General features: G+C 53.9%; 12 protein-coding genes. 1 reads left to right on the forward strand and 11 read right to left on the reverse strand.

Going from position 1 to position 14,664, the window contains the following annotated elements:
• Nucleotides 1-3: 3 nt before the first annotated feature.
• The 11 genes from VFA09_08710 to VFA09_08760 form a co-directional block, all read right to left on the reverse strand.
• Nucleotides 4-1,575, reverse strand: a complete 1,572-nt coding sequence (locus VFA09_08710; protein ID HZU67346.1) for an MDR family MFS transporter — start codon at nt 1,573-1,575, stop codon at nt 4-6.
• A gap of 174 nt (nt 1,576-1,749) precedes the next feature.
• Nucleotides 1,750-3,057, reverse strand: coding sequence for an MFS transporter (locus VFA09_08715; GenBank protein ID HZU67347.1), 1,308 nt, complete (start codon nt 3,055-3,057; stop codon nt 1,750-1,752).
• Nucleotide 3,058: 1 nt separating this feature from the next.
• Entirely contained in the window at nt 3,059-3,259 is a 201-nt protein-coding gene (locus VFA09_08720) for a hypothetical protein (protein ID HZU67348.1), read from the reverse strand.
• A 246-nt stretch (nt 3,260-3,505) separates the two neighbouring features.
• Complete coding sequence (locus VFA09_08725) at nt 3,506-4,486, reverse strand: GNAT family N-acetyltransferase (GenBank protein HZU67349.1); 981 nt, start codon at nt 4,484-4,486, stop codon at nt 3,506-3,508.
• A 195-nt stretch (nt 4,487-4,681) separates the two neighbouring features.
• Nucleotides 4,682-5,362, reverse strand: a complete 681-nt coding sequence (locus tag VFA09_08730; protein HZU67350.1) for a GNAT family N-acetyltransferase — start codon at nt 5,360-5,362, stop codon at nt 4,682-4,684.
• 80 nt (nt 5,363-5,442) lie between these two features.
• The gene (locus VFA09_08735) at nt 5,443-6,429 is read right to left on the reverse strand and encodes a GNAT family N-acetyltransferase (GenBank protein HZU67351.1); all 987 of its coding nucleotides are present in this window, start codon (nt 6,427-6,429) and stop codon (nt 5,443-5,445) included.
• Between the two features lie 102 nt (nt 6,430-6,531).
• Nucleotides 6,532-7,362, reverse strand: coding sequence for an ABC transporter permease (locus tag VFA09_08740; protein ID HZU67352.1), 831 nt, complete (start codon nt 7,360-7,362; stop codon nt 6,532-6,534).
• A gap of 71 nt (nt 7,363-7,433) precedes the next feature.
• On the reverse strand, nt 7,434-8,387 hold the full coding sequence (locus VFA09_08745; protein HZU67353.1) for an ABC transporter ATP-binding protein: 954 nt from the start codon (nt 8,385-8,387) through the stop codon (nt 7,434-7,436).
• A 609-nt stretch (nt 8,388-8,996) separates the two neighbouring features.
• Nucleotides 8,997-11,465 carry a transglutaminase domain-containing protein gene (locus VFA09_08750; protein ID HZU67354.1) on the reverse strand — a complete coding sequence of 823 codons (2,469 nt, stop codon included), beginning with the start codon at nt 11,463-11,465 and terminating at the stop codon, nt 8,997-8,999.
• 5 nt (nt 11,466-11,470) lie between these two features.
• A complete protein-coding gene (locus VFA09_08755; GenBank protein ID HZU67355.1) occupies nt 11,471-12,682 on the reverse strand; it encodes a DUF58 domain-containing protein in 1,212 nt (403 codons plus the stop codon).
• Between the two features lie 3 nt (nt 12,683-12,685).
• Nucleotides 12,686-13,657, reverse strand: a complete 972-nt coding sequence (locus tag VFA09_08760) for a MoxR family ATPase (GenBank protein HZU67356.1) — start codon at nt 13,655-13,657, stop codon at nt 12,686-12,688.
• A gap of 487 nt (nt 13,658-14,144) precedes the next feature.
• Between VFA09_08760 and VFA09_08765 the strand changes: the two genes are divergently transcribed.
• Nucleotides 14,145-14,441, forward strand: a complete 297-nt coding sequence (locus VFA09_08765) for an acylphosphatase (GenBank protein ID HZU67357.1) — start codon at nt 14,145-14,147, stop codon at nt 14,439-14,441.
• Nucleotides 14,442-14,664 lie beyond the last annotated feature (223 nt).

Consider the following 14,664-nt stretch of genomic DNA (forward strand, 5'->3'; position numbering starts at 1 on the left):
TGTTTATCCCATCAAGGTAATCTCTGGTTTTGCCTCAACAACCTCTTCACCGGCAGTATCGTCTGGTCCACTTTTATAAGAATACTGTTCCGCGCCGCCGCCCGGCAATAAAAACATACAGGCCAGGCCGATAAGCGCTAAGACGAATATCAAAGTGTATACCCAGAACAGGCTCTGGGAAAGCGCGACTTGCAGTTGATACAAAAAGTCGTGCGGCAGAGAGGCCCGCACATTCGGCGTGAGCAGGACGTTTGCCGGAGCCACACTTTTAGGCAGACGCGCTACGGTACCGGCGAAACGCGCAAAAATGGGAGCGAAGCGCGTGGCCATCTGGGCATTGAGGATCGTTCCCATGATGGCTACGCCGACGGTGCCACCAATCGTGCGAAAGAACTGGGTTGACGCGGTTGCCACGCCACGCAGGTTCCAGGGTACGGCATTTTGCACCGAAAGGACAAAGGCTGTACTCAGCATTCCCAGTCCCGTACCCGTTATAGCCATGGCGCATATGATAAGGGGCAGGCTCGTATCGACATTAAAGAGCGCGACGATACCTACACCCACTGCCTCAAGAATGGCCCCTACCACCGTGGTAAAACGATAGCCATAGCGAATGACGATCCTGCTGCTGAGCGTTGCCGCAATAGGCCATGCCAGCAGCAGCGGGCCAAGCGTAATACCGGCACTGGTCGCGGTTCCACCTTTTACACCCTGCACAAAGAGCGGAACATACGAGGTGAGACCGAACATCACTACTCCCAGGATCACCCCACCGATGCTCGCAATCGCGATGATGCGGTTATTAAACAACGTCAGCGGAAGAATCGGCTCTGCGGCTCGACGTTCTTGAATCAAGAAAAGGACGAGTAGAATAGCGGCAATAGCAAAAAGTCCGATGCTCGGCAGCGAATCCCAGGCCCAGCTTGTCCCACCCTGTAGCGTGGCGAAGAGCAGCGCCACAATGCCACCGGTGAGGGTTACTGTTCCCAGGTAATCGAGCGAGTGCTTCTTACGTTCTACATGTTCCTGCAACGAAATAATCAGCAGGAAAGCCGAAAGCAGACCAAAAGGAATGTTGATGTAAAAGACCCAGCGCCAGGAGAAATGATCGACAATCACTCCGCCAATGGCAGGGCCGACGATACTTGAAAGTCCCCAGACACCGCTGAAAAGCCCTTGCACTCTGGCTCGCTCTTTTAACTCAAAAATATCACCGATGATAGTGAGGACGATAGGTAAAACGGCGCCCGCTCCTAATCCTTGAATGGCACGGAATATAATCAGTTGCTCCATGGATTGAGCAGCGCCCGATGCCGCCGAACCTAGCAGGAATAGAGCAGTACCGAAGAGGAAGAGTGGTTTGCGCCCATAGAGGTCCGCGAGCTTGCCATAGATAGGGACGGTGGTAGTAGAAGTGAGAAGGTAAGCTGAAAAAACCCAGGAATAGAGGGTGATGCCACCCAGCTTTCCGACGATGCTCGGCAGCGCTGTACCAACGATAGTCGTATCAAGCGCTGCCAGCGACATACCCAGCATAAGTCCAATAGTGACAATAATCCTTGCGTTCCTGGTCATATCCGCGATTCCTTCTATTTATGTCACATGAATGCTCTTTGAAAGCAAAAAGCGAGCTCCCGCAGTCTCGCCTTGAGATGTACGATGCTCTACCGGCCGGCTGATCAGATGCCATGGCATTGAGGACGAGTAAAAAGAACTGTCTATTCGGGTTAACACAATCCCAAGAACGAATTATTCCGCAGGCCCGAAATTCGCAACTGAATGCTGGGTACTATGAGCAATCCTGCGCTCCTGCCGGAATAAGAACAGCAGAGAAATGAGCGCGATGAATGCTAGCAGGGCTGTGAGATAGATTAAGCCGTTGAATCCCCACACCTGGGCGAATACGCCTCCCAATCCATTGCCCACCAGCTGTCCCAGTCCTAGAAAAACAGAATACAAGCCCATCAGCAGACCACGATCCTTGGCCGCCTCCTCAGATACATCGGCAAGATACGCGAGGGCCGCCGGAGCGAAGGCAGTTTCCGCGAAGATTCCCAGCATCAACACCACAATCCAGAATACCAGCACCGGAATTTGCTCCACACCGCCGCTGTTGATGCCAAAAAGAGCAATACAGCCCAGGTAGACTCCGGCCACGGAAAAGAGCATCAGCACAAGGCGAGGTATACGATTGAGGAAAAATGCCCAGAAGAGCAGGCAAAGCCCGAAGAAGAGGACATAGGCGCCGAGAATGAGGCTCAAACGCCCGCCGCCGCCATGACCACTCACAATGCCCATTAAATACTGGTGCGGCAAATGCCTGCGAGCAGAGAGGATGAAGGTCAATTGAGAACTCAGCCAGACACCCAGTAGAGCCGCGATGCTTATCCATGCCGGAATAAAGATGAAGAGGCGCGGAGTGCGGATAATGCGCCAGTAGCGCATGGCAAGGGCATTTATCCTACCACGATCCATGATTTGCCGGACTTTCGGCACCACCATCATACAAAGAGCTACCAGCAAATAACCGAGGGCAAGCACGCCGAAGGAGAAGCGACCAAAACGATCCCAGGCAAATCCTCCCGCGGCCACACCTGCTGCCAACCCGCCGCTAGTCGCAAGTTCGTAAAAGCTCATGAAGCGCATGCGACGGGCCGGATTCTGAGCCGTGTAGTCGGCGAGATAGCCAAGGACGGCAGGCACCTGCATGGCCGAGGATATTCCTGCCAGGACTTGCAGGCTTACCAGGTACAGTAGAGCATTCTCAGAAGGAGTAAAAAAGAGTAGCGCTACCTGTATCAGGCCCAATACTGGCCCGATAGTAAGGAATATACGGCGCCCCCAGCGGTCGCTGAATGCGCCCATGACGGGGGCCAGGGTCAGCTCAGTAACAAAAAAAGCCACCGAGAGCATGCCAACATTGATATTGGTAATCACACGACCATGACGCAGCGAAAGCTCCGCCAGGAAACGCCCCAGGATGATATTTCCCGCACCACCATTGAGGCGTAAGATAAACGTGCCGACGAGCAGTGGTATGACCGAACGTCGAAGCATGTTATTCTTTTTCGTTGTTGGATGGTTCGACGGCGATACGAGCAACATGTTCTTTCCGCTGGCTGCGTAGCGTCAATAGGGCAATGACACTGCCCGCAAGTATCAAGACAACGGCTATTAGCAACAATGCGAGTAGAAGTGGCCGCATTCCTTCGTTTCCTGCTGAACTCAGAGCCAGTGCCCCCACGACAAACATTGTCATTTCTCTCTCTCTTTAGCACACGTTCTTCAAGCTATCCGGTGTCCAATTGCCTGATGGCCACTATCTGTCACAGTAAAATAGCAGCTACATAGTGAGGATTAACTGCCCGGCGAGACCAGGGGATGGCAACCCCCTGGCCTTGCTTAAAAACGACGATTACCGTGTACACACGTATTGCCCGCCCACTACTTCTACGTATCATGACGGCACAAACAGATTGAAAGTAACCGCCTTAAGACACGGTAATTATACTGATAGCGAGTGCGTGGCTAATTCGACACCTGCGCGCAGTTCCTTCTCATAGTTGTACGACTCGTGGGCCTTATGCATACCGGCGCGCTCATAAAGGCGGGTGGCACCGGATAGATTTTGCGAATCGACGCCCAGGCGGGCCTTACGCGAACCACGCCGGTAGAACTCACCGAACGAATGGCGCAGCAAAGCCATACCCAGACCCTTGCGCCTCCAGGGACGACGCACGGCTAAATCACCAACCCATGGCGTTCCCAGCGAATACTCACAGAGCGAAATGCCGGCGATCTCATCTCCCTCATATGCAATGAACCACAGCGACGGATCAAAGTCCGCGCGATCCAACGTCCAATGTTTCCAGGACTCAAAATCTCCCGGTACATATCCCCAGTGGTCCTGGAAAGCCTCGTCGAAAGCCGCGAACACTGCACGTTCCTGGCCCGGCTGGAATGTGCGCACTCCAATATGGTCCGGCCATTCCGGCGCAGGTGGCCTCTGATTGAACTCAATTTCCATCGACCAATGAATGCGGATGCGCTTGAAACCCTCTTCTTCAAGCACTCGAGCCAGGTCTACATTGTGGCTATTGACCCAGGAATTGAGCGCTACGCGAGCGCCTTCAGGAGCTTGAGGAATGAAGTGCTGAGCTCGCTCTTCGGCCAGTCGCAGCAGGTGAGCCTCGATGCCCAGCCCTCTATAAGCGGGATGGACACGGGGCGTCGTGTACATATGGATAATATCCTTATGCCCCAGGCTCGCGCGCGCCACAATTTGTCCGTTGGGTGCGACAACTACCCAGGCATCTTTTGCAAGATCAAAGCCCGGCATCCGCCAGCCGTTGCGTATATCCTCTTCGGAATCGGCCGGCTCGCCTACCTCAACGAGGTTACAGGCGTTTACTAGCTCCGTGACGGCTTTCACGTCATCCATCGTTGGCGGACGTATAAGGAAATCTCTCGGAAATAGGTATGCCATAATTTTGCCTCTATTCTTTACAGACTCACACCCCCTGATGGATTTTGCCAACCGAATGGGGCAATCAGTTCGTGTCATTCTTCGCTGCGCTCAGAATCTCAGCGTCCCAAGGCACAGATTCTTCGCTGCGCTCAGAATGACACGACCGGATTCCCCACTTCGATTGGAAAAATTCATAAGGATCGAGATGCGTATCTAGCTGGCGCACGAAATTGTATCCCATTCCCCATCCAGGAGCATGGAATCTTCTCCTACGCGTAGTTCCTTCTCATAAGTGTTGTATTGGTGGACGACGAAGATCGCATCGCGTTCGTAGCACTGGCTTGCGCCATAGAGTCGCAGCGAATCAACATCGAGTTCAATCTGCAACTTGCCCTGCGGCTTAGACGCGCTCAGGGCCTCCTCGACTTCGAGGGCTATCCGCCAGAACTGCCGGACGGATGTGTAGCCTTCGCGTTCGAACAGGCGCCTGGCCTGTTGATTGTTGCTTGCGACCGTTCCTCTCAATGTGACGCGAGTTCCGCGACGCGCATACAGGACATGCAGGCGCGCCCGTTCCTCTACCAGCCGCAGCAACAGCGTGCCAATACCACGGTTGCGATACTCAGGGTGAACGCATAGGAACATGGAGATTTGCTCGTGGTCGCGATGCCACACACACGCAAATCCAACTAACTGTCCCTTCGTTGTGACTATGACCCAGGCATCGGTGGCGAGGTTGAACCCGCACTGCTGCCAGTTGGAGAGTAAATCCTCCATCGTGTTATCCGCCGCACCGAACTCGGCTGTGTCACATGCCAGCACCAGTTCCCTGATAGCTTCCAGGTCTTCGGTCTTTGGAGCACGCGCCAATAGATTTTTTAGTAGTACAGCCATAGTCATTTTCTCCGATCTTGTAGACCCCTTTGGGTTTCCCGCTCCCAGGGCATCGTCGCGGATACCCTGGGAGCCTTCGCTTACACTGCGATCGTCTGCGTGCTCAGTTCTTTACCGGCACGCAACTCCTTTTGATAGGAGATGTATTGCCGCGCAGCATGCATACCGGCCCGTTCATAGAGCCGCACTGCGCCAGTCAAATTCTGTGAATCGACACCTAAGCCAACCTTGCGCCTGCCGCGTTTGTAGAACTCCCCGAATGCATGAAGCAACAGGGCTAATCCTACCCCCTTGCGCCTCCAGGGACGCAGGACGGCTAGCTGGCCAACCCAGCCTAAATCCATATCCACTTCATCGTTACAAAGCGCACCGCCGGCAATCTGTTCGCCTTCGAATGCCAGAAACCACAGCGTCGGATCAAAGGTTTCCCTGCTAATCATCCAGTGCTGCCAGTCCTCGAAATTTCCCGGCAGGTGGCCCCAGTGATCCTGGAAAGCCGTATCGATCATTTCGAAGACCTGGCGATCCATACCCGGCTGGAATGTGCGCACCGTAATGCCCTCAGGCCATACCGGCTCCGGCGGGGGAGTCTCCATATCGATTTCCATGCGCCAGTTGTGGCGTACAGCCTGGAAGCCTGCTCGTTCAAAGAGTTGCTGTGCGGTCTCATTTTTGGAGCTGGCCCAGCTATTCAAGGTGACACGCGCTTCAGGATCGGCTTCGGCCATTTGCTGGCGTCCCCAGGCCTCAGCCAATTGAAGTAAATGTTCGCCAATACCCTGGTCTTCATATCCGGGTCGCACGCGAACAAAGGTGAAGATTTTCGCGTGCAGCCGTTGCTCCATGTCCGCGTATCCAACCAGTTGACCGTTCGGCGCCAGGACCATCATGGCATCCGTATCCAGGTGGAACGATGGGGCCTGCCACACGGTTCGTAGCTCATCAAGCGTAATGTCCGGCACACCGTATTCCGCGATATCACATGTATTTAAGAGTTCGCTTACTGTTTCTACATCGTCCATTGTTGGGCGGCGCACTTGATAAGCCTCTGAAAGTATATTCGCCATTGAGTTTCTCTCCTTTCTGCCGGCTTCGCCCTGGGAATGTGGGGGCCGATTGATCGACCTCAGCGCCGATTCATCGGCCCCGGCCGGGGCTAAAACCCGGCATTATCCATTTCTCTTCAATTTACCGGTGCGTTTCGCGTAGCGCTCGGCGAGCCTGAAGACGAAAATTCCGAGCGGTACGCTGATGATGCCGGTGATGATCAGCGGCCAGGTATAACTCCATATCTCTGCCGACCAGATCGTCTGGTTATTCAGCAAAGCCGCGCGCAATCCCTCAAGCACATACGTTGCGGGCGAGATGCGTGCGAACGGTTGCATCCATCCTGGCAGGACGCTGATCGGATAGTAGACACCCGATACGAGCAGCAAGATGGCGCGCACAATATAGGACATCTGCGAGCCTCGCTCGGTGTAGAGCAGCGGCAGGATCGACGCGCCGATGCCGAAACCGATGAACGAGATGCTGCCAACCAGCAACATGAAGATGGCCGTCAGGTAGTTGGCATGGCTCAAATCGAGATGGAAGAACGCTCCCACTACGAGCAGCTGGATGAAGGTAAAAAGCATACCATGCGCCACCGCGTACCAGCAGCTCCCTATCAGGTGCGTGAACCGCGAGATGGGAGCCATGAAGGTATGTTCAATCGTCCCTTCCCAGCGCTCGATTGTGATCATATCGGTGACGCCCTCGAAGGTGACGCTCAGGTACGACCACACCGAGGTGCCAATCAACAGGTAGAGAATCAGGTAACTCGTATTGATCGGTGTGCCGGTGATGATCGATGCGCTGGCGCCGATGTAGGTTACCGACATGGCGTTGACTATGTTGTAAACCAGCCAGACGATCTCCCACGCCCAGTAGCGCTTGGTCAGGTTCCAGTTGCGCTCAAAGAAGGCATAAGTTGCGCGTCCCTGGTGCATGAGCATTGACATTGGTTATTCTCCTTAATAAGGGCGCGAGAGCATTAAAAGGCGTTTCGCGAGCTGCGCTTCTGGCCCCCAGGCTATTCCTCTTCATCTTCTCGTCGCGCTTCGTAAGCCTCAAAGGCTTTTTCCCAGCTTCCGTAGCGCGCGATATCGGCGTCGGTGATGAGGTGAGACGCGGTATAGTGCATGAATACTTCATTCATGGTGACAGGTGTTGTACGTTCCGTGCGTTCCGCGACCGCGCGTTTGAGTTCTCCCACCTCGCCCATCGCCACGATGCGTCCCTTGTCGATAATCGCGACCCGGTCGCATAGGGCTTCAGCCTCGTCCATATCATGTGTGGTGATCAGAATGGTAGCATCATGATCCTCGCGCAGGCGCTCGACAAAGTTCTGCACGTCAATCTTCGAACGTGGGTCGAGTCCCGTCGTCGGCTCATCCAGTAGCAGCACGATGGGTGCGGTCAGAAATGCACGAGCGATGGCAACTTTCTGCTGCATGCCACGGGACATATTCTCCAGTGGCTGTCCAACACGGTCTTCAGGGATGCCCAGACGGCTCAAGATGCTACGGATTTTGGTGCGTGCCTCCTGACCTGGCATGTTGTAGAGACGTGCCGCATAGATCAGGTTCTCCATCGGCGAGAGCTTCTTGAAGAACGAGGCCTCAACGCTCACACGATTGATGAGTCGTTGCACCATGCGTTCATCCTTTTCAACATCGTAACCAAAGATGCTGACATGCCCTGTATCAGGAATCAACAGCGTTGAGAGGATGCGGATGAGCGTCGATTTACCGGAACCATTCGCGCCCAGGATACCCATGATCTCGCGGCGCTTTACCACCATATTCACATTATCGACGGCGACGACCTCCGTTTTTCCCTCTTTCTGCTTCTTACCAGGCCAGCGCAACAGCGGGCGTGACTTTTTGAACACTTTAGAGACGCCGTCTATCACCACAGCATCCTTCGTTTGATCGATAACAATATTCCCTAAGAGCGGTGTTTCATTGAGATCTGTAATTGCCACGAGCATTCTCCTTCCATTGTTCTATTCTTTCCTGAGCGACGAAAAAAAGCATTAAAAAACCGTGGGACTGAATTTCATTTTCGTCAGTACCCACGGTTGAGGTTTCTCTTTACTTTTCACCTTTTCAATCATCTGAAATAGGTGGTGAACCCCTCGAAATGGGCATACTGACCCTCTGGGCGATACCGAAAACTGGTCCAGACTGCTTACCGATGCCGGTGATGCACTCCCTCATCATGCAGAAGGGCATAGCATAGCCGTAAATGGCAGAATCATTGCGCATTCTGGTGATGCTAAGCCACTTTGTGTAAGTAGCTGAGTTAGCCATGCTAGCCTTCTCCTTTCGAAAAGATTTGTGCAAGTAATGCTTCAGGTGTTGAAGCTTATGTTCTAGACAAGATTAGAGATTGCGCCTGCAATCTCCATTAGTTCGAGTATAAGGGATAAACCGGCGTTTTGTCAAGGGCAATTCGCGATTTAACAGGCATTTAACTTTCCCATCTCGAAATCACTCAAAATCGACGCCGGATAACCCCTATCCTTTCTGGTATGTAAACGCTGGCACTGAGAATTTTTAGTGGAGCATTTGCTACCCGCCTCACTCGAGCATCAAATATCCTCATCCAGGATATCGTGAGCTCGTCTCCTACGCCTGCGTTGGCTTATAACTCTTCCAATACGCTCCGGGAGCCATCGCAAGAAGTGGGGATGGCGCAGGACGTACATGAACAGGCGCGGCTGCAGGCGTTTCCAGAGGGTCGGTAATTCTTGTATTTCCCCGGTGCTGCGCGGGTGTTCTTGACTTGCGGGATCGGCCCAGCGGTCGCGGACATAGATATCCCCCAGGCGTTCAAGCGTGACGGCCTGGTCAGGTGCGACTTCGGCAAGCGCATGGACATACTCGTAGGGTGTTTTAGAGCGTGGTAGGGATATGCCCGCCCAGTTAGCGAGCAGGCAGAGACGGCCATACACCTGCGACGAGAGGGCGAGACCTCGGAAGAGCCGGCGCCACCAGAAGCTGAAGTAGAGCAGGCCAAGCAGGATGAGTATGACAATGGCAAAGAGGGCCAGGCCAATATCCTGGCGGATCTGAGCTTGCTGCTGAGCGGGGGTTGCAGGAATGCCTGTGCTGGTATTGCCTGTTTCATTCGGTAAGCCAACTCGACCACGGCCATTGGACTTACCACTACCGGCGGGCCCTCCTGGCGTCACGGTAATATTCCCATTCGAACTGGTGAGAGGACGAGTGAACTGCGAGAAGCTGGGCGAAGGCTCGAAGTTGATCCATCCGTAGCCCGCGAAGTAAATCTGCGTCCAGAGATGGGCGTCGGTGCCGCGCACGACCATCTCTTTGGTTTTGGGGTCGAGGGTACCATGGGTGTAGCCGGCGACGACACGCGCCGGCATGCCGAGTTCGCGCGCCATGACTGCCATCGCGGTGGCGAAGTAGTTACAATAGGCGCGATGCCCACTCTGGAAGAGCAGCCAGGATGTGCCTTCCGCACCCGGGGGCAGGCTGACATTGACATCATAGGTAAAGCTGCGCAGGTACGATTCGAGCGCGACGGCTTTGTCATACATATTTGTGGCACCGGCAGTCTGTTGTTTCGCTACCTGGTAAATGCGAGGATCGAGACCGGATGGCAACTGCAGGTAGGTACGCACGATACTCGTGTCGTAATAATTGACGGAACGTTGACCATCGAAGTTGGGTGGGTAGGTGGGAGCGTTCGCAGGCAGCGGTACCGATTCGAGCGTTTTGATATCGGCGGCGGACACATACGAGGTAACGCTATAGGAATCTCCCGCGGCAAGTTTGCCATTTGTGCGCAGCCATGAAACAACCGCATCATTGGCGCTACTGCTGACGACCTGGGCATTCTGGTTGGTGGAAACGATCTGGGGAGCGCCGAGAATGTAGGCTTTTTGTTCGCCTGGTGGATTGACTATCTTGATATTCTGATGCACTGCGCGCAGGTCGGTGTACTGGGCTTGATCATAATCGAAATCATTGGCTCTGTAGGCAGTACCATAGGTAGGGCTAATGAGCCAGCCACGACCGGTATAGGTATCATAGGTAAGTGATTCGAGATACTGCGTATCATCATCGGTTTTCATGGTCAGGACGACAACGTTGGTCAGATTGGGATTGCCACCTAATGTCAGTGTATCCGTAAAATTCCCATGATTGGCCGGGTTATAACCACCGCTTACAGAAACAAGCCGGTTCCACGTATTCTGAATCTCAACCCAGGGGTTGTTATCGGCGCTCCAGATTTGAGACGCGGCATCGTTGGTATAGCCCCAGGGAATGAGCCACGAGACAATCAGAATGCCGATAGAGATCAGCGCCCCGGCCTGCATGAACTCCCAACCGAGATCATCAGCACAGCGCAGGCCAAGCTTCTTCCAGCGTACCGACGACTCATACAGATTGATACGCAACAAAAGCAACAGCGAAGCCACCAGGAAAACCACCAGGAAAACGATATAGCCTGGTTCGATGTAGCTCAGGTTAATCAGCAACACCACGGCATTCGCCAGGATCATGAGCCATGGACTGCGTGTACGGTACACCAGCCACGCGCTCGTATAGGCCAGTAGGAAGCTGAGCGCGATAATCAAGAACAGGAAGATCGAGTCATCACTGCTGGTGCCACCGGCAAGCGCCAACATGATCCAGTTATGTATGCTGGCAAAGAACGCGCCAAAGCTGCCTGCGTAGTCTGCGCTTGTCGTCTGCCAGATTGCCAGGAGTAGCGCAAAGAGAACGGCGAAGGCATGGACGAGGAAACGTGAAAGACTTCGCTGTTTCGCCGCAACGACACCTGCGATCAAACCGATAGCGGTGGTGAGGGTCAGGATATTGAGGTGATCCACCCAGCCCGCTGCCTGCACGCACCAGATAGTGCTATACACGACGACGGCCAGCAAGAAGAGTGAAAACCATCCCTCCGCCAGGCCCATATGAAACTGTATCGACGGCCTGCGGAAAGGCCCTTTCTTTCCCGACTTATCATCGCGCTGGCGTGATTCAGCGATGATCTTGGTTAGCCGTTCAACGGTCGCATCTTGCATTGCAATTACCTCCGTCGCGCATAGCGGGCCTCCGGTTCCCGTTCGAGTGCCTCTTCCAATGACTCTTCGCATTTGACACGCAACACTGGAATGCCTGCGCCCTCCAACAGAGCCAGGGTGTCTTCATCGGGCTGCCGGTTGTCGAACGAGGCGGCATCTAAGCCGACGACGGCCACCTGAACGCCGCGTCTTTGCAGGTGGCGCAGGCCATCATGCCAGCCTCGCGAGGTTGAGGGTGTGATGACAATAGCTACAGTGTTCCGACCAAAATGAAAAGCATCGAGGGCCAGCGCCTCTTTCAAGTCCGGTCCAGGTCCCGCTTTTACGACTGCAAGCATCTCTAGTACGCGCTCAAGTTGCCGATCACCACGGTCGAGTGAAAGAAATTCGCGCTGCTCTGCATTGACGATCATACCAAGCGAGAGGTCCTGGCGCAACAAATATGCTGCAATCGAAGCCGCAATGGTGACGCCATACTCCTCGGTTGAATGCTCGCCTTCGCCGGCCTGCACTGCATCATGCAGATCAAGAAAGATCCAGGCATCCATTGCGGGATCCAGATCAAATTCTTTCACCATTAATTTATTATAATGCGCGGTGGAACGCCAGTGAATACGATTGAGGGCGTCACCGACGGTGTAATCACGAATAGTGGTTGCGTTGGTGGTTGTCTGCAATGCTCGCCGCGAACTTCGGCCACGTCCAGGCAGGCCGCCGGTAAAGAGCGCGAAATTGGTGAGCGGTACAACGCGTGGCAGCACCAGGAGTTCTTTTTGGGCGGTGAGGAAGACGCGCCGCCGGAAGAGGCCGAATGGATCTCCACTGGTGGCAACAACCGGGCCAAGTTGAAAACGACCCCGCTGCCGGCATACGGTACGCGCCCGCCACGTTGCCCGCTTGCGCCCGCCCATACTGGCAACATACCCTGCTCGATGCCCCGGTAGGGTCGAGCCGTCGGCAATCTGCACCCAGAGTTTGGGCATGATTCCGACATTATCCAGCATCAGCCGTTCGTCAAACATCTCGCCAACCTGCACCCGCCCGGTAGCGGAACTGCGACGAAAGACCAGGTTGCTCAGACTATAACGCGCCCACAGCCAGGACAGGATAAATAAGGTGAGCAGGACATAGGTCAAGATATAGAGTACGTGCCAGCCACTACTGATCGAGAAAAAAGCCAGCAGCACTATCAGTATGATTGCCTGCCAGGGCCGCATAGGTCAGCGCCCCTTTCCACCGCCGACCCACGCGCCAGGTACCGGTACGCTCTGCAAAATTTCATCCAGGATGGCAGTAGATGAAATGGCGCGCACGCGGGCCGCGGGAGTAACGATGATGCGGTGCGCTAATGTAGGTTTGGTCAGCAGCTTGACATCATCGGGGATGACGTAGCCACGACCGCGTATCGCGGCCAGAGCCTGGGAAGCGCGGAAGAGCGCCAGAGACCCACGCGGGCTGGCGCCCAGGTAAATATTATTATGGTTGCGCGTAGCATTGGCGATGGCCACGATATATTCGCGAATCGAGGGATCAACATGAATGCTGCGCACTTGCTGCTGGATTTGCACCAGTTCTTCAGCCGTCATAATTTGCGCCAGGTCATCGAGGGGATGATGAAACTGGTGCGTATCAAGGATATTCATTTCGTCCCCGGCCTTTGGATAGCCCAGCCGGATATTCATCATGAAACGGTCAAGCTGCGCCTCGGGCAATGGGAATGTGCCCTCGTATTCGATAGGGTTCTGTGTCGCCATGACCATAAAGGGTTCCGGCAGGCGGTACGTCACGCCATCGATCGTGACCTGGTTTTCTTCCATGGCTTCGAGCAGGGCTGACTGAGTTTTGGGAGTGGCGCGGTTGATCTCGTCGGCAAGCACGATCTGCGCCATAATAGGGCCTGCACGAAACTCAAAATTACCCGTCTTCTGATTATAAATAGAGACGCCAGTAACATCACTTGGGAGCAGGTCTGGAGTAAACTGGATACGTTTAAATGTGCATCCGATAGAACGCGCAATAGCCTTGGTAAGAACGGTTTTGCCAACGCCCGGCACATCTTCAATTAATACATGCCCCCGGCAGATCACGGCTATCAAACTGAAAGCCACCGGCTCGGCCTTTCCAACAATGACTTTCTCAACATTGCTGATCACCCGTTGTACCGCGTTAGCTAAATCTTGTATTGACTGCATATGAATTTTTTCTCCTGGCAGCCTGACCTTGCACCTGCTAGGACAGGCAAAGGCACTGTCCCTACTTCGTGTAGTGCTGTCCGATGAAAGGTGCAATGTATTACGCCCCTACAATATGAACACCCATCATTCCATAGTGTACCACGTTAATACGCCAGTACAAAGGAAAAAGGTGCAGCACCAGGCGATTCCAAAAAATAGTTGTGTATATTACTACGTCATAAAAATGGCTTTTGTTGCATGTTTGCACTCATTTTATCAACCCTGGCTGAATTGATGCTGAAAAAGGGGGTGATTCTTCCCCTTCGTGCCTCAGGGCTTCGGCTCATGCGCTCAGTATGACAGGGCGATTGAAAAGTCGCGTCAAGTGAGGTCAACTTTAGAAGGCGCTCCGACAAAATCAAGCTCGGTCTCGCGACTTTTCAATCGCCCTGATCACCAGAAGATCTCTCTGGTAGGTTCATGTCGTTTATGCTATCATCAAACTATGAATCAAGCTAATCCTGGTTATATCCAGGAGTTACACGCATATGTACTTGGTCGCGTTCAAGGTGTGGGCTTTCGCTACTTTGTCGTAGAACATGCCCTGGCGCTGGGACTGCGAGGATATGCACGCAATGAGTATGACGGCAGTGTAGAAGTAGTGGCTCAAGGACCGCGCCCCGCACTCGAACGCCTTGTTACCTTGCTAAGACAGGGTCCATCAGCTGCCCATGTCACCGATGTACGCATAACATGGGGATCGCCAACGCAGCATCTCAGTGGTTTCCATGTACGCTGGTGATCGCGGAGCTTGCGGGTGATTTTGGGATAGGTGGCTTCCACGCACGCTAGTGATCCCGGAGCTTGCAAGTCATATTGGGAAGGATGTAGGCCCCGATTTATCGCGGGCAGCGCCGATTTATCGGCCCCACAGAATTGCCGAATCAAATCCAAAAACTGTAACTTTTCGTTTCATTGTGCTGTAATAGAAAAAAGGGGATCGATTGGAAAGGAACCTGGTTTAT

The sequence above is a fragment of the Ktedonobacteraceae bacterium genome, assembly GCA_035653615.1.
Taxonomy (GTDB): domain Bacteria; phylum Chloroflexota; class Ktedonobacteria; order Ktedonobacterales; family Ktedonobacteraceae; genus DASRBN01.

Bases quoted from the DNA above. Each gene is read 5' to 3' on its own strand.
- VFA09_08715 (HZU67347.1), bottom strand. From the start codon at position 3,057: ATGCTTCGACGTTCGGTCATACCACTGCTCGTCGGCACGTTTATCTTA.
- VFA09_08755 (HZU67355.1), bottom strand. From the start codon at position 12,682: ATGCGGCCCTGGCAGGCAATCATACTGATAGTGCTGCTGGCTTTTTTC.
- VFA09_08710 (HZU67346.1), bottom strand. From the start codon at position 1,575: ATGACCAGGAACGCAAGGATTATTGTCACTATTGGACTTATGCTGGGT.
- VFA09_08730 (HZU67350.1), bottom strand. From the start codon at position 5,362: ATGGCTGTACTACTAAAAAATCTATTGGCGCGTGCTCCAAAGACCGAA.
- VFA09_08740 (HZU67352.1), bottom strand. From the start codon at position 7,362: ATGTCAATGCTCATGCACCAGGGACGCGCAACTTATGCCTTCTTTGAG.
- VFA09_08720 (HZU67348.1), bottom strand. From the start codon at position 3,259: ATGACAATGTTTGTCGTGGGGGCACTGGCTCTGAGTTCAGCAGGAAAC.
- VFA09_08735 (HZU67351.1), bottom strand. From the start codon at position 6,429: ATGGCGAATATACTTTCAGAGGCTTATCAAGTGCGCCGCCCAACAATG.
- VFA09_08750 (HZU67354.1), bottom strand. From the start codon at position 11,465: ATGCAAGATGCGACCGTTGAACGGCTAACCAAGATCATCGCTGAATCA.
- VFA09_08725 (HZU67349.1), bottom strand. From the start codon at position 4,486: ATGGCATACCTATTTCCGAGAGATTTCCTTATACGTCCGCCAACGATG.
- VFA09_08765 (HZU67357.1), top strand. From the start codon at position 14,145: ATGAATCAAGCTAATCCTGGTTATATCCAGGAGTTACACGCATATGTA.
- VFA09_08760 (HZU67356.1), bottom strand. From the start codon at position 13,657: ATGCAGTCAATACAAGATTTAGCTAACGCGGTACAACGGGTGATCAGC.